Genomic DNA, 24,817 nt, shown 5'->3' on the forward strand with positions numbered 1-24,817 from the left:
TGGCGGCGTGGCTAGGCGTCTGCGTGGTCGCGGTAGTCGGCGTGTGGGGTCGCCTGCGCCCACAGCCGGTCGCGTGTGGTGCGGCAGTAGTCGACGATGACGGGGTCGGTGGTGGATGCGCCACCGGCGAACCGGCCGCTCGGCTCAAAAATCGTGAACACGACGTGTTCGTCGTCGAACAACCAAAAATCATCCGTCGGCAATGTGCCGGTGTCGGGGAGGTGGCGGGGTAGCCAACGGATGTCTTCGCCCGCGGCAATGTTGTGTTCGGCGACCGTCATGCCCCAGCGGGTGTAGTCCACGTGCGGCACTGTGACCACCCGCACCCGCGCCACACCTTTGCCGGCCGCGGTGGCATCGCGGACGAGCCGTAGATAAGGCTGGTGCCAGGCGAAATCATCCGGCTCACCGGCCAGAAATAGGTCGAACGGGCCGGATTCTTCCGGGGTGTGGTAGCTGTCTTGCACTTCTAGATGAAATGCCGTACGTGCGAAGGTGCGAAACAGATCATCGAGGGCGTCACCCGGTAGGAACTCCATTGACCCATACCTCTTTTCCCGTGCCCACTTCGATGCACGTTTCGTGCGTAGGGATGTCCATTTGCGACAACGCCTGCGTGTCGGCGACCGGCGCACCGTACACCTCGAACGTGCCGCGGCCGGTGTCAACGACCTGCACGTCCAGACAAGTGCCTTCGATCAAGAACCCGAGCAGACGATGCGGGATCTCCACACCACCGGTCCGGCCGGTGACCTTCCAACCCTGCACCACATAGCTGCCCCGGTCGGTGGCGAACAACGTGGGCGAGCCTGTGCCTTGGGTGACCTTGCCGAGGAACGTTAACTGCATGACGAGCCCTCCATCCAGGAACGTGCCCGAGTTTTCTCCAACTCTCCAATCGTCACCGCAGCACCGACCACACGTCAACAGTCAGACCCTCCCCATGTGCGATCTGAGCAAACTGTAGCAAACCTCTGGAGTTGCCGACGGCTGCCGCCGTAGCGTCGGCGGCACGCCCGCACCGGTACACACAACGCCGTTGCAGCGTTGCCGGCAACGTGCCGGTGCCGGGCTCTTTCCCGGCCCCCGCGAAGGCCACGGAGGCGCAACACATGGTCAAAACCGCCTGAACAACGCACCGCAGGGGGGTCGGTGTATTGGCTGGTCAACCGACGGTGGTGCGGTGGCGGCAGACCAACGCTGACGCGGTCTACGCGGTGTTGGCGGGGCGACCGCCAGGCATGTCGCCGGGGATGTGGTCGCGATGACCGGCTGGGTGCCCAACGAACCGGAGTCGCCGTTGGTCAGCGCCACCCACCAGGACCGGCGCAACGTGCCGGCCGTTGGCGCGGCCGTGGATGGCAACGCTCGGGTGGCGTTGGTGTTATTGCGCCGCGGGGTGCAGCAATCGAGAGTCGATGCCCTTGATTTAGCCCGGGCGGCGAAAAAAGAGGGCGACCAGGTCAGGACCGCTCACTTTGTTGGGAAAACTCAAGCGTACCAAGCGATTCTGGACATGATCGACATCGAAATTGACAACGAGCCCGAGCAACGCTCGGTCGGTCGCCCGGCCAGCCGCCGGGCCGAACGCTCGTGATGTCCATCGAAGCCGGACTGATCGAGCGCCCAGACCGGCCCACTGTCGAACCCGACCGGGACGGCGACCTTGGGCATTAACCTGCACCTTCCGTTGACTACTCAGCGATACCGCGCAACTCAGTTGGGTAACAGTCTACGGACGAGGTCGACGGATATCACCCGGCTCAGCCGTTCCGGCATACGGCGCAGACTTGCGTCGACAAGTACGCCGTCGAGCAGCCCAGCGGCCAGGATGCCCTCGCCTGGTCCTACTCGGTAGCCGCACCTCGGGACCTCGGCTTATCTCGACCTGCGAGCGATGCTGGACTCTGCCAACGCCAGTGCAGCTACATGAACTGCTGTGCTTGCTTCAAGGCCCCAGTCAGTGCTTCGGTCGCGGCAGGGAGGCCCTCGAGATCCTTAGCGACCTTCGCCAGAGTGGTTGAGCTGTCGGGGAGGTGCTGGAGGAGGGTCGCGGCCTGGGCGAGCTGTGAGGTGGTGTCAGCGTCGGGGAACCGGAATTGGAACCGGGCCTCGGCGAGTTCGTTGATTAATGGTCGAAGCAGTGCGGCTGCCTCGCGGTCGACGGTGTTCAGCTGGGCAAGAGCATTGTCGAATGTCGCCTTGAATTCCTGGAATGCGTCGTCAATCATTTCTTGTAGACGGTTTTCGGTAAGCCCGAAGAGTCCACGCAACGCGGCTTGACCGGTTTTTTCTCGGGCTGTTTTCCAGCTTTCGAGGGTCTCAATAGAGAAGTCGTTGGGTCTGATCTTGTCGACAATTTTGTGGTGGACAATGCAGAGCAGTAACAGATTCGTGAAACCATTCCGCTCGGCGTCGTTCATGCGTTCTACGTAGCGACGTCCCCCTTTGTTTGCGGCGCGGATGTGCGCGGTCTCGAAGTTGTTGACTGGCTGCCCATCGACGAATCGTACGATCGGCTGGTCGCAGGTAGGCCAGTAGCAGAGTCCTTGTGACATGGAGACGAGTCCGGTGATGACGCCTGCTCCGTATTTCCTGGTGTTGGTCACGACGTATCTCCTCTGGGCAGCGTGAGCGCTGAGTGCTTGTCGGCGTCGCCCAGCGTGGCAGATGGGTACGACATTCTGGGCTGAGTCGCGGTGGTATGCCCAAAGTTGGGTACGGGCTGGCGTTGGTGCTTGGCGTACGACCGGTTGCCTGTCGTTCTTGTCGGTATGGCATCGAAGGGCCGCCGGCATCTGCGCGCAGTTCCGCGTCTGAGGAGTTGACGCCGGAGGAGGAGCGTGTGATAGCCGAGGCGATGGTTTGTTCGGCTTTCCAGCGCCGTTTCTGGGCGGCTGCTACGGATGACAGCCCGAGGTCGAGAGTGACCTGCTGGAGGCGGTCGCGTCCAGGCGGGTGCGGGCGACAATTTCGGCGTCAGTGTTGGTGATGTGCCGCTCCCGCACGAGCCGGGCGAGGGCCACACTTGGGTCTCCGCCGCATGGGTTTCCGGGCGCGGTGATGTTGTTTGGGCGGCTGATCTTTCGCGGTCGTGCTCCGGACCGACTCCACGTCGTACACGGTGGCCGAGTTCACCTTCGCCCTCGGTGGCGGCGGACGTTACATCATGAGTTTCCGCCGTATTCCGTGGCCGGACCCAGTCAACTGGACCGGCGACGGTCCGAGTGTCGCCGCTTTTCCTGAGGTGAGCGGCTGAGGTGAGCTGGCGCACCCCGCGGGTGCGCCAGTTTCCCAGCGTTATTCCGGCTTTTCCCGGAGGGTTTCCAGCCGCTGCCGGTATTCCTCGTCGGTCACCTCGCCGCGGGCATAGCGTTCGGCGAGCAGCGCTTGCGCCGACCGGGTCGAGCCGAACAGTTGTGGTGGGGCCAGCCGGCTCCGGCGCCGCCACAACAACACCACGGTGGTGATGATCGCGGCCCAGATGACCAGCCACGTCAACGGAAAGATCGGCCAGAACCCAGGGCCGGGCCCGCCGTGGCCGGCCCATCCGGGGCCGAACCTCGCGAACTCGGTGACCGCGAGGGAAAAAGAAGCAAGCATGGCGAGTTCCTCTCGTTCGTACGCCCATTGCGGCGTGTCAGTTCATCCTCGGTCCACCGGCCGTCGAAGTCGTCCGCTCACGGACGACACCTCGGCCCGCCCGGCTACGTACGCGGACGTACGACGGCGTCTGTGCTGGTCGTAGTACTATTTACGTAGTGACTGAGAGGGGACGACTTGCCACGGCTCAATCCGCAGCGCCGGGACGCGCTGACCGACGCGGCCATCGCCGTCATTGCCCGCGACGGGGTGCACGGCCTGTCGCACCGTACGGTCGACGAGGAAGCGACTGTTCCCAACGGCACCACGTCGAACTATTTCCGGTCGCGGGACGCGCTGTTGCAGGCCACCGCCGAGCGGCTGATCCAGCAGCACCGCGAGTGGATTGTCGAGCAGGTGGGCCGCCATCCGGCCGATGCGTCGCGTGCTCAGATCATTGACGTGCTGTCCGATGTGGTCGATCAGTCGGTGTCCGTCTTTCGTGGCCGGATCATCGCGATGTTCGAGCTGGCGATGGAAAGCACTCGCCGGCCGGCGCTGCGGGAGGTGTTCGCGAAGCTGGGTGGCGAGGAGATGCGGTTCATGCGGGCCGCCCACACCGGCGCGGATCTGCCGGACACCGACGCGCCGATGCTCAACGCGTTCTACAACGGCATGCTGTTCGTCGCGCTGGCCGTCCCGGGTGTGCTCGGGGACCGTACGCCCGGCGAGGTCACCCGGGCAATGCTGGAGACGATCCTGCTATAGTACTACTGATGTAGTGCTTAGGGGGTTCGGTGCCGCGGCTCAACCAGGAGCGCAGGGACGCGCTCGCCGACGCGGCGATCGCGATCCTCGCCCGTCGCGGGGTGCACTGGCTGTCCCATCGCGCCGTCGACGAGCGCGCCGGCGTCCCCACTGGCACCACGTCGAACTACTTCCGGACCAGAGACTCCCTGTTGGAAGCCGTGATGGCGCGGGTCAGTGAGCGGCAGCAGGCGTGGGTCAGGGATCTGCGCGCCCAGCACCCCGGGCCGTTGGCCCGCGCCGAGGCGATCGACATCCTGGCCGACGTGGTCGACGGGATGGTCGCTCGGCACCCGGACCAGATCGTCGCGATGTTCGAGCTGGCGATGGAAAGCACCCGTCTTCCGGCACTGCGCCAGGCCTTCGCCGACCTGGTCGCGGCCCGGACGGACTTCGTGGCGGAGGTGCACAGCGGTTGGGATCTGCGGCCTCCGGACGGCGAGATCAACCTGATGAACGCCTTCTACACCGGCATGATGTTCGTGGCGCTGGTCATTCCGCAGACGCTCGGCGGGCGCAGTCCCGGCCAGGTGCTGCGTCCGGTGCTGGAATCCCTGCTGCCACACGAAAAGTCTTCGTAGGCTATTCGCCGGTGGGTTTCACAATGCCGCGCTCGTACGCATAAATCACCGCGTGTACGCGATCGCGCAGGCCGAGTTTGTGGAAGACATTGCTGACGTGCGTTTTGACGGTGTGTTCGCTGACCACCAGCTGCTCGGCCATTTGCGGATTCGACAGGCCCTGCGCGAGCAGCGTGAGCGTGTCGAACTCACGGGCGGTGAGCACGTCGGGCGCCTGCGTACGAGCCGGTGGGCGGGCTCGGCTGCCGACGAAGTCGTCGAGCAGCCGCCGGGTCACCGAGGGCGCCAGCAGGGCGTCGCCGGCGGCGACCACCCGGACCGCGGCCACCAGCCCTTCGCGTCCGACGTCCTTGAGCAGGAAGCCGCTGGCGCCAGCGAGCAATGCCTCGTAGACGTACTCGTCGAGGTCGAAGGTGGTGAGCACCAGGACCCGAGTGGCGGGCTGGGCGGCGGTGATCGTACGAGTGGCGGCCACGCCGTCCATGCGAGGCATTCGGATGTCCATAAGGACCACGTCGGGTTGGTGGACAGCGGCGAGCTCGACCGCTTCGGCGCCGTCGCCGGCCTCGCCGACGATCTCCAGGTCCGGCTGCGCCTCCAGGATCATCCGGAAGCCGGCGCGTACGAGCGTCTGGTCGTCGACGACCAACACCCGGATTGTCATGACCGTTCCAGCGGCAGCACCGCGCGGACCGCCCAGCCGCGGTCGGCCCGCGGTCCAGCGGCCAGCGTGCCGCCGATGAGGGTGACGCGCTCCCGCATGGCGACCAGTCCGTGGCCGCCGGTGTGGGGTGTTTTCGCAGCTCCGACGCCATCGTCGGCGACCGTGACGGACAGTTCGCGAGGCTCGAACACCAAGTTCACGTCGACTCGGGTGGGCTCGCCGTGGCGTACGCAGTTGGTCAGTGCCTCCTGGACAAGCCGGTAAACCGACAGGTCGACGGCCGCCGGCAGCGGCTGCCGCGGCCCGGTGGAGGTCATCCGCACGTCGATGCCAGCGGAGCGTACGCCGTCCACCAACTCGGCGAGGTCGGCCACGCCCGGCTGCGGGCGCAGCGGCGCCGTCTCCCCGTCCTTGAGGACCCCCAGCAGCCGCCGCATCTCCGTCAACGCCTGCTTGCCGGCCGCACTTATGGCATCGAAAGCGGCCGTCGCCCTGCCCGGGTCGGAGGCCACCACGACCGGGCCCGCCTCGGCCTGCACCACCATCATGCTGAGGTGATGCGCGATCACGTCGTGCATCTCGCGGGCGATCCGGTTCCGCTCGTCGGCGACCGCGGCGGCGGCCTCAGCCGCGCGCGTACGCTCCAGATGGTCGGCCCGCTCGGTCTGCGTGCGGGCCACTTCGCGCCGTCGCCGGGCGCCGTCGCCGAGCAGCCACGCGGTCGCTGAGATCGCCAACAACACCAGCCCGTGATCGAGTGTCGCGGTCGGATCCAGCAGCAGCGAGCCGGTGATCGCGATCGCCGAGATCACTCCGGCGACGTTCGCCCCGAGCCGGCCGCTGTGTGCGGCCGCCGAGTAGATGCCGACCAGCGGCGCGTACGGCACAGCTGGGTCCGGGAGCGGCGCGACGCCGTAGATCACCGCCAGGACACCGCTGACGCTGATCACGATCAGCGGCCAGCGGCGACGGAAGGTGAGCGGCAGGCATTCGGCCACGACCAGCACGTACGCCCACGCTGGCACCGCGCCGCGAGAGGTCACCAGCGGCAGCAGGGACAACAGCAGGACGATCAGCACCAGCGCCGGGTCGGCGACCGGTGTCAACCGCCTGACCAGCGTGGACAGCTCGGGCACCAGCGGAATTTAGCAGTTTGTGCGAGCCGCCGACTCCCTCCGGCGAGGGATCTTTCGATCGCGGTATCGCTCGCGTCGGGGAGGGCCTCGTCGGCGATCCGGTGGGCGCGGATTTCTCCTACCGTCTCAGGGAAATCACCGAGACCAGGAGGACCGACTGATGATTTCTCCCGTACTGCCGGCAATGGTCGGCGGACTCAAGGCGTATTGGACGCAGGCGCGGCCAGGAATGCGAGTGGCGTACGTCGTTGGTGCCCTCCTGATTGGTGTGGGCCTCGCGCACGGTGTCGTCTGGTTGATTGTCGGCGGTTCCGCTGTCGGTCCGCTGTCGATCCGCAAACCCACCACTTTCGGGATTTCCTTTGGGATCACGGTGATCGGCTTGACCTGGGTGTCCCAGTTTCTCGCGTTGGGGCAGCGAACTCGGCGCATCACGTTGACCGTGCTGGCGGCCACCTGCGCGCTGGAGGTGTTCTGGGTCAGCCTGCAACACGCCCGCGGTGTCATGTCGCATTTCAACAACGCCACCCCGCTGGACAGCGATATGTTCAAGGCCGCCGGAGCGACAATCGCTTGCACGGTTGTGGTCATCGCATTCTTCGCTTTCCGCGCGTACGCCACCTGCACGGCGCCACCCGCGATGGCCCTCGCGATCCGGATCGGCGTCAGCATCCTGCTGGTGTCGATGGCGGCCGGAGTGTGGATGATCGTCCGCGGTTCCGCCTTCGACCTCGACCCGGACACCGTGGGATCCGCCGGCAGCATCAAACTCGTACACGCGGTGGGAATGCACGCCGTCCAAATTCTGCCAGCCCTCGCGTGGGTGTCGTCCTTTGGTTCCTCTTCCGAGCGTACGCGCCGAAACCTGGTTGCCGTCGCGGGCGGCGGCTACGCGCTGATGGTGGGTTTGTTGGCTGTACTAGCGCTACTGGGCACCGCCTTCACCGCGGCTGGTTTCGTCGGCGCGGCGGCCGAGGTCGTGGCGGTGGGATGCCTGATTTTCGCTTGGACGGCCGCCATTATCAGCCTCCGCCGGCACCGCGTGGCGGTCCCGTTGAGGTCATAGGTGAATTCCGTAGCAGACCAGGTCGTGCATCGCTTTCCGGGCTGTTTCGGCGCCCCAGAGTTCGCCGGTCTCGTCCGCCAGGGACAGCCCGGCCTGCAGGGTCGTACGTGCCTCATCGCGGCGTCCGGAGCGCAGGTGGACGAGCCCGAGACCGACCAGGGCGAGCGACTCGCCACCGCGGTCGGCGCGAGCCAGCACCACTTCCAGGGCCTGTCGGAAGTGTTTCTCTGCTTCGGCAACCCGTCCCAGGTGGACGAGCGCGAAGCCGCAGCCAACCAGGCCGAGTGTCGCACCCCAGGCATCGCCGGCCCGGTCCGCGAGCGCGATGGCCCGCTCGAATTCCTGCAGTGCCGCGTGCTGCCCGCCGGTGCCCAGAAATGCCCGTCCCAACCCCACCAACGCGCGGCTTTCGCCGGACAGGTCCGCGATCGTACGGTAAAGATCCGCGGACCGTCGGTGGTGGGTCAAGGCGTCGGCGTGCGAGCCCGCGCTGGAGAGCACAAAGCCCAGGTTGTTGTGAGTTTTGGCCTCACCCAGCAGATCCTTGGACTTTCGGTCCAGATCCAGGGCTTGGTAATGCACTTCGACGCCGTCGTGGAAACGTCCGAGCCGCAGGTAGGCGACGCCGAGGTTTTTCAACGTTTCGGCCTCCGCGACTCGATCATGGATCTCCCGGGCGCTGGTCAATGCCTTTTCGTGAGTCTCCAACCAATCCAGCAGATGGCCGCGGGTGAGGAAATGCCGCCAGAGACACTGCGCGAGCCGCCAGGTGGTCGAGTGCCAGCCCCGTTCGGCCGCCACCGACACGGCGGTGGTGAGGTTCGAACGCTCAGTTTCCAGCCAGTCAGAGGAGTCCGGCATTTCCGGTAGCGTCGCCGACCTGTTCAGCGGCGCGAACTGCCGGCGGCCCGGCTCGACAACGGTGGCCGCGAAATCTGCGGCCTGCAAGTAATAGTCGACGATTCGTCGCAAGGCGGCAGTCCGCTCGGCGGATGGGTCCTGCGCCGCCGCGGTGGTGACGGCATGCCGGCGTACCAGCGCGTGGAACCGATAGCGGCCCTGCCGTGGTTGCTCGATCAAATGTACGTCGAACAGCCGCTCCAACAAGTCCTCGGCGGTCCGCGGTGTCAGGTCGGCGAGCGCGGCCGCCGCGTACGCGTCTATTTCGAGCCCGGGAAACACACCCAGCAACCGGAAAAATCGTCGCTGATCCATCGACAGTTGTTCGTACGAGAGCGCGAAAGCCGCCTCCACACTCCGGTCGCCGACGGACAGTTCGTCGAGCCCGGACCGCTCGTCGCGCAGCCGCTCGGCCAGATAGGCCGCACTCCAGGCCGGTCGGTCGCGTAGTCGGGAGGCGGCAATCCTTACGGCTAAAGGAAGATAGCCGCAGAGCCGGGCGATTTCCTCAACCGCGTCCCGCTGGCCGGCAACCCGCTGATCGCCGACGATTTTGGTGATCAAGTCATCGGCCTGGTCCAGCGGCAGCACGTCCAGACACCGCCGCCGGGCGCCTTCCAGGCTGGTCAGCCGGGCCCGGCTGGTGACTATCGCGAGGCAGCCGGTGCCGGCCGGCAGCAGCGGCCGGATCTGCTCGGCGCTGCTGGCATCATCCAGCACCACCAACGCGCGATGCCCGGACGACCAGCGCCGCCAGAGGTCCAGGCAGCCAGCCAGGTCCACCGGCGTCCGGCCGGTTTTGATGCCCAGCCCGGAAAGCAGCCGCAGCAGAGCATCGTGCGGCGACAGTGGATCAGCGTTTCCCTGCAAGTCGACGAAAAGTTGGGCGTCTGGATAGTGGGGCGCGAGCCGGTGCGCGACATGGACGGCGAGCGTTGTCTTGCCGACGCCAGCCATCCCGTCCCAGGCCCAGACCGCGGTCGCAGGTGCCGCGAGCGAGTCGATTTCGCTCGTACGACCAGTGAAATCCTCCACATCCCTGGGCAGCGTGAAACGCGTCAGCCGTGGCGTGGCCTGGTTGCGCAGATGTCCCGGCACGACTCGCTGCCGCAGCACTCTGAGCTGCGCCTCCCGCAGCTGGCCGTCCGGCTCGATGCCGAGTTCGTCGTGTAACCGGCGGCGAATCTCGGCATACCGCGCGAGCGCCGCGGTGGCTTCGCCGGAGCCGGCGAGGCAAATCACCAGTCGCGCCGCCAATCCCTCGTTCAGCGGTTCGGCATCGGCCAGCTCCAGCAGCATCGGCACGACCCGCTGATAGTCGCCCAACACGTCGGCCAGGTCGGCGCGGGCGAGGGCTATCCGCAACCGACGCCGGTCCAGCACGTTGACCGCCGGGAGGTCACGCACTGACTCCGGAAGGTCACCAAGAGTCGGCCCGCGCCAACAGGCCAATGCCTGGTCGTACCCATCGGCGGCAGCGGCCGGATCGTCGCTGGCCAGCGCCCGATCAGCCAGTTCGGTGAAACGCAGCACATCCAGTTGGGCCGCGTCGGCCCGGAGCAGATATCCCGATCCCGTCGAGGCGATCAGCTCAGTGGAGTCGTTGCTAGCCACCGATTCGAGTGCTTTCCGTAACCGATGCATATATGTGTAGAGAAGATCCTGGGCGCCAGCCGGTTGTTTGGGGCCCCACAACGCTTCGGCGAGGTCGTGATGGCCGACCGAGTGGTTCGGCTGGACGGCGAGCAGGCCGAGCAGCGACCGCTGTTTGGGCGCGCGTACGAGCAGCGGCCCGCCGCCGGCCTGTAGCGCTAACGGCCCCAACGCCTCGATTCTGAGACCGGAAACAGTCATGGTCCGGATTACATCAGAAATCCATTACCGAAAGAAGGGACAAACGTTCTTTCGGCTCTCTTTCGCCATGGTCTACGGCCACACGATCTCGCCGCGACCGTGAATGGGGACACCGCTGGGTGGCAGAACTGTTACGTCGCCGGACGAGCGCAGGAGCCCGGACCCGTCCTCGCGTACGGTCAGAACCTGGCTCTGGAAAGCGCCACCGCCGCCCACTCGCAGCTCCCCGGCACGGCCAGGCTGAACTCCGAGCAGCCGCAGATAAGCCAGCAGAGGTTGGGCATGGCTGTGCATGTTGCCGACCGGCCAAGCCTGCATGGCGACGCCGAGATGCGGCAGTTTCCAGGTCTGCCCGGGCCGTCCGGACTCCGGCGACATGTAGGCGTCCGGTCCGGACAGGGTCCCTTCCCAAATATCGGGATAGGCCGCGGAATGCGCGGACAACGTCATGCGCCGCCACTCATCCCAGCCCAGCTCGGGGTCGATCGTGGCCGCCGCCCACACCAGGGTCGCGTTGATGGAAGCCCAGATTCCGCCGCGCTCGCCGATCGGCGACGGCCATTGCAGGCGCGCTCCGAGCGGCGAGTTCCGCCGGCACAGCTTGTCGATGGTGGCCAGCAGTGCGACCGCCTGGTCAGGATCGGCGGCACCGCTCAGAATGGCCCAGGGCTGCGCTTCCAGCCAGAGAACGTCGTCACCGACCGGTTCCGCGTCCGGCCCGTACGCCCGGCGAAACCATCGCCCATTCCACTCTCCGGCGACCAGCTCGCGGAGTCTTTCCCCGATTTTCCGGGCTTCGGAAGCTGTTTCAGCATCGCCGAGACGCGCGGCGAGCGCGGCGTAAACGGGCAGCACCCACGCGGCCATCGCGGAGTTCAGCACCGACTCGCCGCGCTCGATCATCGCCGCCCGGTCGCCGCCGACCTCGTCCAGCACCAGGTCGTTCCAGTCGGCGTTGCGGATCCGTACGTGCCCGTGCGCTCCGGTTCCGACCACGTCGACGAAATACCGAAACTGTCGGCGCAGATGTTCGCCCAACGGTACCGGCGAGGCTTTCGACGCCGGATGGAATGGGGCCGGCTCGGCGAAAGCGGCGAGATCCCCGGTCGCCGCCGCGTATTCGGCGGCCAGCCACAGCGCCCACAAATTCTGGTCGGAGGGCTGGAAAAGCTCCCGGCGAGGCTGTTTGTGGCCATCCAGCGCGTAGGGCACGTCCCCGTCTGGATTGGCCCAAGCGCAGGTATTGCGCAGAACCGACAACGCCAGGTCGGGTTCGGTGTAGACCAGCGGCAAGGCGTGTTGGAGCGGATCGCGGGCAGCGCCGGTGAAACCATGCCGATACGAATACGCCGAGCCCTGGTTCAGCAGGTGACCGCCGAGCACGCCATCGGCGCACACCCCGCCGGACAGCAGTGCCGCGTGCCATGGAATTTCCCGCGCTGCCTGGGAAGCCCGAGCGGCGGCGGCCCGCGGAAGTCGCCGGGCAAGCGCGGTGAAACTCGACGAATAGATGGTAGCTGGATCGACCTCGCCCGTTTCGTCGAGACCGCAACGAAACCACGTCGTCTGGGCGGCGCCTGGCGCTAGCTCAAGATCTACCGAGACGGCCAGCAAACCCTCTCGTCCGTAGGTCCGCGGACCGTCGAAAGCAGCAAGAGTGACCACAGCGCCGGCAAAGTCACCCCGTTTGGCACGCGCCCCGAATTCCAGGTCCACGCGATGCTGTCGTACGTCCCATTCCTCGCGCAGAGTCCACCGCTGGGTCGCGTTCGTGCGGTTGGTGACCTCGACCCTGATCAGCACCCACGGTTGCTCACCTTCGGGGCACAGCACGGTCCGCTCGAGGGTAGCCGCCGAGGTTTGCGCTCGTACCCGAGAAAACGTCGGGCCGAAGAACACCTCGGTGACATTCTCGTCGGTGTTCAGGACATCTGCGAGTCGGCTGACTCCGGTGCCGGCTGGGAACGGCTCGGTGAGCCAGTCCAGCCCGGTGTGCTCATCCCACAGCCCGCTGCGGCCGAAATTGTCCGCTACCAGGGTGATCCGGCGGTTGCCGACCTGGATCCAGCGCCGGTGAGTGGGCGGGTCCAACGTCGGGTCCCAGGCCGCCGCGGCGGGGTCGGCGGTGTACTGGAAGGCCGGCACCCCATTGATCGTGGTCCACTCACCGAACGCGCTCAACCCTGCTCCTCAACGGCAGTTCACCTACCGTCTTATAGGTAAGTGAATGTGCTAGGTTTAGCATCGTGAGCCAACCGACACAACCCACCAGTCGACGCGAACGCGCCGAGCGGCGGCGCGCGGAGATCATCGCGGTGGCCACTGAACTGTTTGGTCAGACCGGTTATCGAGGCACCGCGATAGCCGAGGTGGCCATTCGTGCGGGCCTCACCCTCCCCGGCTTGTTGCATCATTTCGGGAGCAAAGAGGCTCTTCTGCTGGCGGTGATCGAGCAACGGGACGCGGACAGCGAGGCGTACGCGACCGAGTTGCTTGGCCGGGAGGGGCAGCTGCGGCTGCCGAGCATCCCGGATTTCGCCGGGAGGAATAAGGAAAGACCAGGGCTCGCGAAGCTCTTTACCGTCCTGGTGGCCGAAAGCCTGGAACCCAACGCACCCGGCCATGAGCATTTCGTCGATCGCTATCGGGCCTTGCGGGCGATCGTCGCGGACATGATCATCGCGGGCCAGCAGGACGGGCGGGTCCGCAAGGACATCGTGCCCAAGCTGAAGGCGGCCGAGATCCTCGCGACGCTGGATGGCCTGCAGACCCAGTGGCTGCTCGATCCCGACGAGGTGGACATCGTGGAAAGTGCCTCCGCCTACGCGGAAAACCTGGAACGAGACCTCACCGCCGGCCTTTGAATGCCGATACCCCCCCGCTGAATCCAGCCCCATGTCTCATCGAGTGCGGCACAATGTCCCGCACTCGACATCGAATGCGGGACATTGTGCCGCACTCAACGCCCAAGCCCAGCGTCGATGCGGATTTTCGCTATTTGGTCGGGCGGTACGTGGCGATGATGACGCCGCTGCTGGTGGGCTGAGCCTTGGCCAAGCTGAACTTGGTCAGCGCGGAATCGTCGGCGAAGAGGCGCTGTCGGCCGCCGCCGGCCACCACCGGGCTGATCATCAGGGTGAGCTCGTCGATCAGGTCAGCGGCGATCAGTGATCGTACGAGCGTCGGGCTGCCGGCGGTGCCGATCGTGCCGCCGTCCTGCGCTCGCAGCTCGGCGACGAAGTCCGTGACCGAGCCCTCGATCAGGGTGCTCTTCGACCACTGGTCGACCGAGTCGAGGGTGCTGGAGGCAACATACTTCTGGGTGCTGTTGATCCAGCTGGCGAAGGGTTCGTCGGTCGAGGTCGGCCAGTAGCCGGCCCATTCGGTGAAGGTCACCCGGCCGAGCAGGACGGCGTCCTGCTCGGCGAGCAAGGCGTTCAACGCCACGCCCATCTCCTCGTCGAAGCTGAACTGCCACTCGTTGGGAGCCTGGACCACGCCGTCGATCGAGCTGAACAGTCCCGCGGTTACTTTGCGCATGGTGAAGCCTTCCTAGTGTCCTGCGTTCGAAGTTCGTTGCTTTATTCGGTGATCCAGACGGTGGCCTGAGTGCGCCGGAGGATCGCCCTCATACTGGTGCGTATGTGGGCGATTCTCCGGTGCTCTCAGACGCCGTCTGGGCGCCGGAGAAAGTAATGAACTTCGGGCGCAGGACACTAGGTCGGGTCGATCAGGTGGGCGGCGTGCTGTGCCGCGGTGAGAGCAGCCGGGTCGCCAGTGCGCTGATAGACCTCGACTGCGGTGTCGGTGAACTTCAGGACGTGCTCGTCGCCGTGTCGGGCGGCCGTCGCGAGGGCGTCGCCGATCGGGTCGGGCCCGGTCAGCTTGTCCCGTACGGGATCGATCGCGTCGAGCGGGGCGTAACAGGCGGTGATGGCAGCGGCGGCCGTCCATGCCGCGGTGAAGCTCTGCGGCCAGAGTGATTCCGGCAGCGCCGGCAGGGTATGGCGTACGGCGTTGGGCGCGGTCGCGGTGTGGACGAGCAGCACCGGGCTCGCGGCGCCATGCAGTTGGTAACGGACGGTAGCTACGTCCACGAGGTCGGCAAGGCCGGCTGGTACGTCGGCGGGAGTGGCCGGCGGGCACAGGCCGCGCAGCGTTTGCGGCCAGCTGGGCAGCTGGGCGAGACGGCCCAGCCGGTACGCGACGAATCCGCTCTGGTCCGCGAGCCGCGGCACCGCGAGGAAGGTTGCCGCCGCCGACAACTGGCCGGCCGGCTCGCCGCCGCTGGGCAGCGGCTGGAACCTCGCGGCCCAAAACGCGAGGCCGTGGCCGAGTTCGGCGATGGCCGGCTCGGTCTGCTCGCCGGCCAGCAGCGTACGGACGGCATGCCCGACCCGGATCACGCCGTGGCTGGAGCCGGCGACGATGCCGGGCAGCAGCCGCGGCCACCAGGTCGCCAGCACGTCCCGCCAGGGCCGCTCGGCGAGCTCACCGGTGAAATACGTGGTCCAGTCGCCGAGCCGGGACCGGCCGGTCCCGAGGGCACTGGACCAGGAGGTGATCGGCGTACGAGCCGTCGGAAGGTCCATAAGGCGCCGTACGTAACGATCAACCCAGCGATCGACGTTGACCTGGAGCCCGCGCCGGCAGATGACCTCCAGCGCCATCGGCGCGTGGTTCGTCAGGCCGTGGTCGCCGCGTTCGTCGCCGCCGAACTCCGGCCCCCACCGATGCAGTCGCTGGTACGCCTCGCTGAGAGTCGCCGCAGATGTCATGGCGACGAGTCTGAACTGCGCCGATCTGCGCCACCACGATTAGATCCTCGCCTAATCTCAAGGCCGTGATCTCCCTGCATCTCGGCGTCGAGGACCTCGGTCGGGTCCGGTTCGCGCTGTCGCCGACCTGGGAGGCGGTCACCAGCCTGCGCACGCTGTCCGTAGGTGCGAACCTGGGTGTCCACGGATGGTGGCTACGGACCGTACGACCGGCCGTCGGCCAGCTCGACTTGCGGCTGCTGACCGCGATCGTGCGCCCACGCGGCTACCTGCCCGACTTCCTGCAACCGCTGCCGCCGCGTCGGGCCCCCAGTTTCGAGGCCGGGCTGGCGTTGATCGCGGCCACCGACCCGGAACTCGTCGCGACCGAGTTGGCGCACCTCGCCCAGCACCGCGTCGCGCAGGAAGGGCCTGGTCGGGCGGCCCGCGTGGAGTTGCTCCAGGAACTGGTCGCCGATCCGGCGGCCGGTTTGGTACGGATTGTCGCCGAACTGCGCCGCTACTGGACGGTGGCGCTGGCCCCGTACTGGCCACGCGTAAGGGCGTTGCTGGAAGCGGACCTCATCTACCGGCTCGACCAGTTGGCCATCGGTGGTGTGCACCAGATGCTCGACACGCTGCACCCCCTGATCAGCATCCACGGCGACACCCTGCGTGTGGTGAAGTACTACGACGGGCACGCTGACCTGCGACAACGTGGCCTGTTGCTGATACCGTGCGCGTTCGCGTGGCCAGACGCGATCGTGCGTACGGCCGACCCGCAGCCCGCGCTGAGCTACTCGCCGCGGGGCCTCGGCCGGCTCTGGGAAACGCCCCGCGCCCGGCGCGGCTCACCGCTCGCGGGCGTGATCGGCCGGACCCGCGCGGTCCTGCTCGCCCAGCTTGACCTGCCGATGACGACCACTCAGCTGGCCGCCCAGTTCAGCCTCAGCGCCCCGACCTTGAACGTGCACCTCAAGGCACTGCAAGCCGCTGGCCTGCTCACCTCCCACCGGGACGGGCGCGCGGTCCGCTATACCCGTACTGACCTGGGCGAACGCCTTCTGACCGGCACTGAGGTCGGCTAGTACTGCAGGGCTACTCATGGGGATGAGAGTCGAGATCCAAGTGCCGTCTGGTGGTGCGGCGGGGCCGCCCTGCGTGGCAGCGCCACGTGGGCGGTTTCGCCGTGCCGTCAGGCGGCGCTTGGGCTCGGCTATCGCCGCTTGAGTAGCCCTGTAGTACTAGCGCAATACGCTGGCGCAATGAAGCCTGACGATCCGCGGGTACGGCGCAGCCACGAGCACGGTGGCGGCGCCGGTTCCTCGTGGGCGGCCAGCGACCCGTACCGAGCTGACCGGGACCGGGTGGTCGAGTCGCCGTTTTTTGCCCGGTTGGCCGGCGTCACCCAGGTGGTCAGCCCGACCGGATCGGGGTTGTTGCTGCACAACCGGTTGACGCACAGTCTGAAAGTCGCGCAGGTCGCCGTCCGGTTGGCCGAGCGAGTGTCCGATGTGGACGCTGAAGGCGTAGTGGCCCGGTTGGGTGGGTGCGACCCGACGGTGGTCGAGGCCGCCGCGCTCGCGCACGACCTCGGGCACCCGCCGTTCGGGCATTTGGGGGAGCAGGTGCTGGACCGGCTGGCCCGGCAGCGGCTGGGACTGCCGGACGGTTTCGAAGGCAACGCGCAGTCGTTCCGGATTATCACCACCACGGACGTACGGGCGCGTTCCGGCGTTGGTATGGACCTGACCGCGGCCGTACGGGCAGCGGTGTTGAAATATCCGTGGGCGCGGCGCGCTTTTCCGCGGCCCCATCCGTCCGCGATGCCTGTCCCGCCGCGCGGCGCGGCGCCGTCAGCGGACGACCCGGACGGCGGGTCGCTCAAGTTTTCGGCCTATCTGAACGAACTCGACGAAGTCGTCGATTGTCGAGCTCCGTACGAAGGTCTTGTCGCGCCTTGGCAGCAAACTGTCGAGGCGGCCGTGATGGACACTGCCGACGACATCGCGTACGCCATTCATGACATTGAGGATTTCCATCGGGTCGGCGTGCTCGCCCACACCGCGGTCGCGGCCGAATTGGAAGGCTGGCTGGGCCAGTCGGTCGTACTGGCCAGGCTGGCCGATCCGGCCCTGGGCCGGCAACCGGGTCATGGCCTGGAAACGCGCCGCCGACGGATGCGCGGCCGCGACAGTTGGATCTATGACGACGATGCTTTCGCCGCCGCCGTCCAGCGGGTCAGTCGGGAATTGGGTGACGGCCTGCTTTCCACGCCTTTCGACGGTTCCATCGCGGCCGAGCGCGCGGTCGCGGAGTTTTCTGGAAAATGGACGGAAAGACTGGTCGACGGCGTTCGCGTACTGGCCGAACCGCCGGTACGAGCGGCGCATGTGTCGTTGGAGGCGGCGCAGTGGCACGAAGTGCAGGTGCTCAAATTCCTGCACCAGCGGTTTGTCTTGGAGCGCCCCGATCTGGCCCTTCACCAGCGCGGCCAGGCCCAGTCGGTGACCACTTTGGTGGAGGCACTGGCCGAATGGCTGGACGACGCGCACGAAAGCGCTCGGCTGCCGCGGCGGCTGCACGACCTCATTGAGATCGCCCATGGGGAGTATGCCCGCATCGACCCCGAATGGCTGGGTGGCACCGATATCCTTCGACTCGCTCGCGGCAGGGCGATTATCGACTTCGTCGCGTCCCAGACGGACAGTCAGGCGCGGGCCATGATCGAAGTGTTGTCCGGTCGGTCCGGCCGACTCTGGACCGACACTTTTGTCTTGTGATCGCTGACTGCTCCCCGCAGGAATGTCCAAGTACCGAAAAGCTGGCTTCGCACTGCTTTCCAATCCGAGTCGTACGTCCGAAGCGGACGCTAGGCAGAGTCTTCGGCGGCGGCGCGGTCTTGTTTGGCTTGTTTGATTGTTTCGAGAAGTCTCCGCGTTTTGATGACCTGAGCGTCCTTCTTGCCTCGGCCGCCCTCGGCCAGAAGGCCCAGCGCGACGGCGGCCGCTCGCTTGGCCTTGCCGAGTTTGCCCAGCTCCAGATAGACCTCAGCGGTCATCCGTGCCGGCCACCCGGCACTGGCCGGCCAGCCTCCTTCTTCGTACAGTTCGCGGGCCTGGTCGAAGATCACAATGGACTCCGCGTTGAGATCAAGCTGCCAGAGGGCGTAGCCGATGTCGAACGTGGTTGACGCGACCAGCCACGCGCGCTTGGATCCGGTGGGCAGCGCCGCCGCTCGTCGCTCGGACTCGACCGCTACCTCATAGGATTCCAGGAAGTGGTTCGCTTCGGCGAGCGCGTCGACCTGACTTCGCAACGACCCGATGGCGTCGACGGAAGAACCACTCGCTTCGTAAAGCTCCGCCGCCTCGGCGAATTTCGTTGCCGCGTCAGCGGGTTCGTGGCCTTTTCTCAGTGCGCGCCCGGCCTTGTCCAGCCAGGGTGCGACCGCGGCCGGCCGGCCCTCGGTGCGCATTGAGTCGGCCATGCTTTCCAGTGTCCGGGCCGCGTCCACGTGTTCGCCGAGTTCTGCCTGGCATTCGGCCAGGAGTTCGTACGTCTGGCGTACGTCCGGAGTGTCCAGCTGTTCGACCTTTTCGAAGTCGTAGCGGGCCATTTCAAGCGCCTCAGCGGCGTCGAGCCAGTTTCCCTGATGGTGGTAGGTCTCGCCGAGGCGCAACTCGGCGACGGCACGGCCGGCCCGGTCTTTGGTGCGTTGCCAATGCTGGACGGCGGTGAGCGCGATTTCCAACGTCGCAGGCGCGTCCAGGTGGTCAGCCGCGCGCAGCTTATCCCAGCGCAGGTCGGCGGCCTGCGCCGCTGCCGTCTCGATCTCGACGCTGGCTGCCGTGGGGAACTCAGGCTGGTTGGTTTTGGTGGCGGCAAAGCGGTCGACAGATGACAAATGCAGTTTCTGGACGTACGGCTGCGCGGATATCGTCGTTTCCAGCTGCTCGCTGTGGTACTGGTTTGCGCTGCGGGCATCGAACTGTGCGGCCAACAACCGGGCCCGCTGCTCCAGTTGGTCTCTCAGCTCTTCGACAAGCACTGGACCGCTCGGACGCGAACCGAACGAACGTTGGTGCACGGTGATTCCTAAGTTCGCCAGCCTTTGTAGTAAAAGAACCGACTTGGTCGCGAGCCGGAGCTCGGTCAACGGATCGGTCGGTTCGTCGTACCAGTGTTGATGCCGCTGCAGAATCTCCAGGCCGCGCGTCTCATTCCCGGTCAGGGCACAGAACCTGAGGTGTTCGGCGATGTACGGGCCGGAGTGCAGGTCCCCGCGGTGCAGCCGGTAAGCGCGCAAATGGGCTTCGCGAGCGCCATCCCACCGACCGGTTTCAAGGAATGCCGGCAGCATGGCGGCCAACGTTTCCTGCGGATGCTTTTCCGCGGTCAGCCGGCCGTCCATCACCGGCGCGGCGGCTTCGAGAGCTTCCTCGAAGCGACCCATCCACAGGTGATGGCTCGCCTGGTCCGACGCGTCGGAGGCCGGGTTGGGGCTGTTGCGGTCGCGCTCAGTGGTCATCCAGCGCTCGAACGCCTCCTCGGCCGCGTCCCGCTCACCGAGATTGCGGTAAACCCAGCTGGCCATGTTATGGACGGCGTGCAGGCTCTGCCCGGCGATCCGGAAGCGGTGCTCAAGGTCGGCCAGCGCGGTGACCATTTGTTCGCGGCTGATACTGGGAAACTTCGGCATCGCCGAGACCACCCATTGGTGTTGCCAACGAAGGGTCTTCGCGTCCCGCTCGCTGAAGGAGATCCGCCCGGCGTCATAATCTGCGAGGCAGGCGGCGAAAACCGGGAACGCCTTGGCCTGTTCCGCACCCATCGTGAAGCACTCCACCAGCTCGGTGCGTACGTCGAAAATCAGCCGCGGGTCGCTGAGTGCCTCGGCCCGCGTCAGCGTCTGCTCGACCAGAGCGGACCGCGCCCGGCCGTACGGCATCCGCTCGGCCTGGACGAGCGTGTCCCGCAGTTCCTGCTGTTCGTTGGTCATGGCTCCAAAACCCGCTCTCGGCAACAGACCGAAAGGTTAGCTACCTGACCAGGTCAGCAACAATTACCCTGCACCAAGGGGCACGAATCCTGGGATTCGCAGCCAAGCCAGTGGGACAACGCTGCCCGAAAACGTCGAGGTTAGATGTCCCGCCGGCCGCCCCTCACAGGCGCCGGGCGGGCAGTGTCGCTGCCAGTACGTCGAAAAAGCGGAGATCCTTCCAGTTCTCTCGATCGCCAATGACATAAAAGCGGCGCTTCGCGCGGGACACCGCGACATTGAGCAGATTTGGCTTCTCCGAAGCCCACTGGCGAGCTCCTTGGTTTCCCGGCGCACTCCCCAGCACCATGATCACTACCGCCGCCTCCTGTCCTTGCACGGTGTGGATGGTGCCGACGTTCTGGTACGCGAATTCGCTGCCCAGGATGCGAGAAACCACCTCTTTGCTGCCGCGTACGGCATCGCGGAACGGGCTGATGACCCGGATGCGGTCCGGCTTGACGCCGTCCCGGCGCAGCTCGGCCAGCAGCGAGGCGAGCGCCTCACCTTCGGCTGGCACCCAGTTTCCTTCCGCTGGTCCGGAAACGTCGAACCAGCAATTCTCGCCAGGGAAATGACCCTGGATTTTCGTGCCATACACCATCAGGTCGCCGCCGTACGCGATGGTGTTGGAGATATCGAACATCGGGCGGTCGCAGCGGCGGTGCACTCGCAGCGGCGATCCGACCCAGATCGGGTCGCCGCCGCCTGGTTCAGGCAAGGCGGTGCCGTGGCGGGCATGCCGGTCCGCGGTTCGTTGCACGGACGCGGTCTCGGGAGTCCAGTGCTCGTGCACGCCGTAATAGTCACGCAGAGCGTCCTGAGCCGGTCGGGGGAGCGTGACGATGGGTTCGAGTTGTTGGGGGTCGCCGACGATGACCGCCCGGCGACAGCGCCAGAGGCCGCCGACCGCTTGTTGGGCGGTGGCCTGCCCTGCTTCGTCGATGAAGAGCCATCCGAACGATTCACTGCCCAAATCAGCGAACAGGCGCGGCAAAGACGCGAAGGTCGTCGAGATCATCGGTACGACCATGAAGAGCGTCTGCCAAGCTGCCAGCAGTGCCGGTGCTGGCAGGCGGATTTTGCCCTGGATCACCGAGACGATCGCGGCGAGATTATCGCGGGCCTGTCTTTCGGTCTGGAAGAGGAACGCCTTGTGCAATCGCAGTGCGGCCAGGAACAGCTGGCTTCGCGCGGCGGTGAATTCTTCGTCTGCCCATGGCGCGCACAGCTGGAACTTCTCGTCGTCGGCCACACCGTTGCCGTGCGGCACACTTTGGGGCCACTGCCGGTGTGCGTCCGAGATCCTGTCGTACGCGTCGGACAGTCGCCGTCTTGCGGCGCCAAGTTTTTCTCTTTCGGCCGCCAGCTCCTGCTTAACTTGGGACAGGATCGACCTGTGCGAGCCTCTTTCGGCGGTCTTTTCGTCGAGTTCTTTCCTGGCCTTTTCGCGCAGGTGGGCGAGCTCCGCGTGCCGCCTGGACCAGTCTCGGCCGGCCCGGAACCAGGTCGACAGCGACACCCAGAAGCCGGGTCGGTGATTCGGCCAGTCCTGGTATTCCCGGTCCACGTCGTCAAATGCCCGCTGGGCACCCTCTCGTGTCGCCTCGGCCCGCCGAAGGTCTTCCTCGTGACGAGAGCAGGCCACCTCTCGCTGCCTGATCCGGTCCTCAGTCTCCCGGATTCCCCTTTCGTACCAGGGGAGCCGTGCGATCTGGTCGGCGACTTCCTGGCGAGCGGCGGCCAGCTCGCGCACTGTGGTGGTCGCGGCCTGGAATTCGCCGACCGCGGTGGCCCATTCTTGGATGCCGGGAGGATTCTTACGGATCCCCTGGAGCATTTCCAGCATCCCGATCGTGGCCGGGCTCGCGGCGGGAGGTTGGCCCGGCAGCTTCTTTTTCTTGCCCCACCACCACTTGTCGGCGAAGGTGTGGCGGTTTCCCATATTGCCCAGCGGCACCGCGGCCAGCCCCCAGGCATCGCGGTCCAGGACCTGGCTCGCCAGATCCGTAAAATAGTCGGCGGCGAGCGCCGCGCTTTCGGCGCCCTCCACCGCGCCGATCCCGGGGATCTCGGCTGTCACATTCTTCGCGGCATCGTTGCCCGCGGTGGCGACCACGATCTCGAACCCAGTCAGGTCGGGTCGGATGCCGCGTACTTTGGCCGGCCCGCTCCGGTAGAACCCTGGAAGTTCGGCCATCACACCGGTGAACCCATCCGATGGCCGGGCCAAGGCGGCTAGTTTTGTCGCGCGCTCGACCACGACGGCGGCCAGCACATCTCGCAACATCGTGGTCTTGCCCGTACCAGGCGGACCGTTGATCGCGAAAATCCCCGCACCGTCCAGCAGCTCACGCAGGATCCGGTTCGTCGCGAACTGTTGGCTCATCGCCAAGGGCTTGGTCGTCGCGGCAGGCCATCGGCCGCCGGGGATCAGGTTCGGCTGGACTTCCGACACGACGGCCTCGCGGTCGGCGCGTACGTCCACCCGGTTCTGGCTTGACTCATCGGAAAGATAGGTGGCCAACCCTTTCCCGATGTCCCCCGCACGCACGGCTTTTTCGACCTGGGCCAGATCGTTCGCGATGTGGCTGTTCATGAAGTTCTGCTCGCCGGCGGTGTCGCTGTCTCGCACCGGAACCTGGACGCATCGTACTCTGATTCGGCTGGCCAGCAGGAAATCCCGCAGTCCGAGTCCGGAGGCCAGTTCCTGGGTGAATCTGTGCAGATCTTTGATGGTGAGCGCCAGCCTGGGGGGGTTTCGGCGCTCCGGCGGCACTACCGGATGGCTGTCCCTCGGAGGCATCTTGGTCGGGCTTGTCCCGCTTGCCAGGCGTCAGCAAACTCTCAGCGAACTTCCCAGCCACCACACCGGCAATCCCACCGACCACCGGCCCGGCGACCGTGCTCACTCCCACGCCGACCGAAGCCGCTACCACCGCGCCGGTAGCCTTGGCGCCCTCGGCGATCGCATCCATCGCCGCGCCTTTCGCATGCTGGGCGACTGCTTTTCCTGCGGTCGCCAGCACCGTATTCACCGTGCCGTCAGTTGCCGTCGGAAATTTCGGTGGTGCGAGACGGTTCAATCCTTCGACAAAATCGCGCTCTTCCCCGTCAAAACCGTCCAACCAGCGTGGATTGTGTGGTCCGACGGCCCGCAATCGGTGGACCGCCCACGCGCACGCGGACAGGGTGGCGCTGTCCCGGACCAAAGATCCGTGGGCGTCCAAGGTGAACGCGAACATCGCCGTACGGCCGTCTCTGGGGGCTTCATCGGAGGCGGCGTCTTCGCCGAATGCCTTGACCAGCTCGGTGCGCGCCGAGGACACCTCGTACAACCCGCCGTACACGGTGAACTGCCAGGTCATTCCGTCGCTCGGCGGCCTGCTGGTGATCGGATGTGCTGGCTGCCATGGCGCCAGCCCGTCCTGCGGAACATCCAGAATCAGTTCCTTCGCGTCCGCTGACGGGCCGGCGGGCGTGCATTTGGGCACACCTGGCGGGCTGAACATCTCGATCGCTCGCCAGAACTGCACCACCTGCGCCGATTGCGCACGGTCTCGCACCAGCATGACCCCCGTCCACTCCCGATGAACACACATCGTAGGACGTTGATCGCTCAGAGGTAAGCCAGTTGGCCAAACTCCTCCTTTGGAGGCTGATGGCGCGGAAGCTCTTGCCGTACGCGAAATAGTGCCGACCGGCGTCGGCGAGGGTGGATTCCAGCGGCTTGACGTCCACGAGAGGGCCAAACGCTCGATGACCCATTCCAGGATACGTGTTTGCTCCTGGGGATATATCCAGCTGATGCCGGACTTTTTTCGGCCGCTTAGTGGAAGTACGGGCTTGACCAACTTGAGGACATCGCCTTTGCCTCCCGTTGTGCAGCTGGAGAGCATGGTGCTCCATTGAAGCCCGGCCGCGAACTGTTTGGCGGGCACGGCGAACTGAATCACCCCCCGGGCTTCCAGTGAATCCAGGGACAAGTTCGGCTGGGGCGCGACGGTCTGCATCGCACCCCAGCCGGCCGGTTTCGATGATTTAGCAGACTTTCCAATGGGCGACGTGTCCACGGATCGCGACGCCCACGTCATCTACGGCAGAATAGCCCTGCGTCTCAAGCAGGATCTGATTGCTGGAATTATAGAAGGTGGTTGGCGCGTTGCCCGTCTGGTTGTTGATGAACGAGCCGAAGTTACTGGAAGGGGGATTGATGGTGGTGCCACACGGCCCGCCGACGGGATTGTATCTAGTGCCGGTGAAATGCGTGCTGGACCAGATACAGACATCTCCGGATGGGCAGGATGGCAAAGCTGCAGGCCCTGCCGGGTGTGTCGATGAGGCGCGTAGGGCGACGGTTCCTGAATGGGTGGATGCGGCAGTCGCGCTGGATGTGACGCTGATGCCGACAAACATGATGATCGCGAAC

22 protein-coding genes are annotated in these 24,817 nt (G+C 66.0%); 9 read left to right on the plus strand and 13 right to left on the minus strand.

Annotated features, from left to right (window positions below; genetic code table 11):
* Nucleotides 1–11: 11 nt before the first annotated feature.
* The gene (locus tag ABD301_RS39325; protein WP_344315135.1) at nt 12–539 is read right to left on the minus strand and encodes a DUF6879 family protein; all 528 of its coding nucleotides are present in this window, start codon (nt 537–539) and stop codon (nt 12–14) included.
* Nucleotides 520–849: a hypothetical protein gene (locus tag ABD301_RS39330; protein WP_163570061.1), complete on the minus strand. Its 330-nt coding sequence runs from the start codon at nt 847–849 to the stop codon at nt 520–522. The genes ABD301_RS39325 and ABD301_RS39330 overlap by 20 nt, the downstream gene beginning before the upstream one ends.
* Nucleotides 850–1,264: 415 nt before the next feature.
* Here ABD301_RS39330 and ABD301_RS39335 point away from each other — a divergent pair, with 415 nt between their 5' ends.
* On the plus strand, nt 1,265–1,597 hold the full coding sequence (locus ABD301_RS39335; RefSeq protein WP_163570062.1) for a hypothetical protein: 333 nt from the start codon (nt 1,265–1,267) through the stop codon (nt 1,595–1,597).
* Between the two features lie 328 nt (nt 1,598–1,925).
* On the opposite strand, the gene ABD301_RS39340 is transcribed toward ABD301_RS39335, so the two are convergent.
* Nucleotides 1,926–2,609 (minus strand): hypothetical protein, encoded by a 684-nt coding sequence (locus ABD301_RS39340; RefSeq protein ID WP_344315137.1) that lies wholly within the window; start codon nt 2,607–2,609, stop codon nt 1,926–1,928.
* A gap of 485 nt (nt 2,610–3,094) precedes the next feature.
* Between ABD301_RS39340 and ABD301_RS39345 the strand changes: the two genes are divergently transcribed.
* Complete coding sequence (locus ABD301_RS39345; RefSeq protein ID WP_163570065.1) at nt 3,095–3,259, plus strand: hypothetical protein; 165 nt, start codon at nt 3,095–3,097, stop codon at nt 3,257–3,259.
* A gap of 41 nt (nt 3,260–3,300) precedes the next feature.
* Here the strand turns inward: ABD301_RS39345 and ABD301_RS39350 are convergent, their stop codons facing one another.
* Nucleotides 3,301–3,603 carry an SHOCT domain-containing protein gene (locus tag ABD301_RS39350; RefSeq protein ID WP_163570066.1) on the minus strand — a complete coding sequence of 101 codons (303 nt, stop codon included), beginning with the start codon at nt 3,601–3,603 and terminating at the stop codon, nt 3,301–3,303.
* A 177-nt stretch (nt 3,604–3,780) separates the two neighbouring features.
* Here ABD301_RS39350 and ABD301_RS39355 point away from each other — a divergent pair, with 177 nt between their 5' ends.
* Together ABD301_RS39355 and ABD301_RS39360 are read left to right on the plus strand one after the other, a co-directional pair.
* Complete coding sequence (locus ABD301_RS39355) at nt 3,781–4,350, plus strand: TetR/AcrR family transcriptional regulator (RefSeq protein ID WP_344315139.1); 570 nt, start codon at nt 3,781–3,783, stop codon at nt 4,348–4,350.
* Nucleotides 4,351–4,379: 29 nt separating this feature from the next.
* A complete protein-coding gene (locus ABD301_RS39360; protein WP_163570069.1) occupies nt 4,380–4,970 on the plus strand; it encodes a TetR/AcrR family transcriptional regulator in 591 nt (196 codons plus the stop codon).
* 1 nt (nt 4,971) lies between these two features.
* Here ABD301_RS39360 and ABD301_RS39365 read toward each other — a convergent pair whose 3' ends face one another.
* Complete coding sequence (locus ABD301_RS39365) at nt 4,972–5,634, minus strand: response regulator (protein WP_344315140.1); 663 nt, start codon at nt 5,632–5,634, stop codon at nt 4,972–4,974.
* Nucleotides 5,631–6,770 carry a sensor histidine kinase gene (locus ABD301_RS39370; protein ID WP_344315141.1) on the minus strand — a complete coding sequence of 380 codons (1,140 nt, stop codon included), beginning with the start codon at nt 6,768–6,770 and terminating at the stop codon, nt 5,631–5,633. Before ABD301_RS39370 ends, ABD301_RS39365 begins: the two co-directional genes overlap by 4 nt.
* Nucleotides 6,771–6,930: 160 nt before the next feature.
* Between ABD301_RS39370 and ABD301_RS39375 the strand changes: the two genes are divergently transcribed.
* Nucleotides 6,931–7,836 (plus strand): hypothetical protein, encoded by a 906-nt coding sequence (locus ABD301_RS39375; RefSeq protein WP_344315142.1) that lies wholly within the window; start codon nt 6,931–6,933, stop codon nt 7,834–7,836.
* Here ABD301_RS39375 and ABD301_RS39380 read toward each other — a convergent pair.
* On the minus strand, nt 7,831–10,590 hold the full coding sequence (locus ABD301_RS39380) for an AfsR/SARP family transcriptional regulator (protein WP_344315143.1): 2,760 nt from the start codon (nt 10,588–10,590) through the stop codon (nt 7,831–7,833). The two genes, ABD301_RS39375 and ABD301_RS39380, sit on opposite strands and share 6 nt — an antisense overlap.
* A 72-nt stretch (nt 10,591–10,662) precedes the next feature.
* Nucleotides 10,663–12,771 (minus strand): GH36-type glycosyl hydrolase domain-containing protein, encoded by a 2,109-nt coding sequence (locus ABD301_RS39385; protein ID WP_344315144.1) that lies wholly within the window; start codon nt 12,769–12,771, stop codon nt 10,663–10,665.
* 65 nt (nt 12,772–12,836) lie between these two features.
* On the opposite strand from ABD301_RS39385, the gene ABD301_RS39390 reads away from it, so the two are divergent.
* On the plus strand, nt 12,837–13,454 hold the full coding sequence (locus ABD301_RS39390) for a TetR/AcrR family transcriptional regulator (RefSeq protein WP_163570077.1): 618 nt from the start codon (nt 12,837–12,839) through the stop codon (nt 13,452–13,454).
* A gap of 130 nt (nt 13,455–13,584) precedes the next feature.
* Here the strand turns inward: ABD301_RS39390 and ABD301_RS39395 are convergent, their stop codons facing one another.
* A complete protein-coding gene (locus ABD301_RS39395; RefSeq protein ID WP_344315145.1) occupies nt 13,585–14,130 on the minus strand; it encodes a dihydrofolate reductase family protein in 546 nt (181 codons plus the stop codon).
* Nucleotides 14,131–14,306: 176 nt separating this feature from the next.
* Nucleotides 14,307–15,368 (minus strand): hypothetical protein, encoded by a 1,062-nt coding sequence (locus ABD301_RS39400; RefSeq protein WP_344315146.1) that lies wholly within the window; start codon nt 15,366–15,368, stop codon nt 14,307–14,309.
* A 65-nt stretch (nt 15,369–15,433) separates the two neighbouring features.
* Between ABD301_RS39400 and ABD301_RS39405 the strand changes: the two genes are divergently transcribed.
* Together ABD301_RS39405 and ABD301_RS39410 are read left to right on the plus strand one after the other, a co-directional pair.
* On the plus strand, nt 15,434–16,435 hold the full coding sequence (locus tag ABD301_RS39405; protein WP_163570079.1) for an ArsR/SmtB family transcription factor: 1,002 nt from the start codon (nt 15,434–15,436) through the stop codon (nt 16,433–16,435).
* 177 nt (nt 16,436–16,612) lie between these two features.
* Nucleotides 16,613–18,130, plus strand: a complete 1,518-nt coding sequence (locus tag ABD301_RS39410; RefSeq protein WP_344315147.1) for a deoxyguanosinetriphosphate triphosphohydrolase family protein — start codon at nt 16,613–16,615, stop codon at nt 18,128–18,130.
* A gap of 89 nt (nt 18,131–18,219) precedes the next feature.
* On the opposite strand, the gene ABD301_RS39415 is transcribed toward ABD301_RS39410, so the two are convergent.
* Nucleotides 18,220–20,349: a coiled-coil domain-containing protein gene (locus ABD301_RS39415; protein WP_344315148.1), complete on the minus strand. Its 2,130-nt coding sequence runs from the start codon at nt 20,347–20,349 to the stop codon at nt 18,220–18,222.
* A gap of 163 nt (nt 20,350–20,512) precedes the next feature.
* Entirely contained in the window at nt 20,513–23,023 is a 2,511-nt protein-coding gene (locus ABD301_RS39420; protein ID WP_344315149.1) for a DEAD/DEAH box helicase, read from the minus strand.
* Between the two features lie 557 nt (nt 23,024–23,580).
* Between ABD301_RS39420 and ABD301_RS39425 the strand changes: the two genes are divergently transcribed.
* Complete coding sequence (locus tag ABD301_RS39425) at nt 23,581–23,982, plus strand: hypothetical protein (protein WP_344315150.1); 402 nt, start codon at nt 23,581–23,583, stop codon at nt 23,980–23,982.
* Nucleotides 23,983–24,429: 447 nt separating this feature from the next.
* On the opposite strand, the gene ABD301_RS42675 is transcribed toward ABD301_RS39425, so the two are convergent.
* Entirely contained in the window at nt 24,430–24,804 is a 375-nt protein-coding gene (locus tag ABD301_RS42675) for a peptidase inhibitor family I36 protein (RefSeq protein WP_390624155.1), read from the minus strand.
* Nucleotides 24,805–24,817: the final 13 nt, after the last annotated feature.

The sequence above is a fragment of the Fodinicola feengrottensis genome (assembly GCF_039530045.1).
GTDB lineage: Bacteria > Actinomycetota > Actinomycetes > Mycobacteriales > HKI-0501 > Fodinicola > Fodinicola feengrottensis.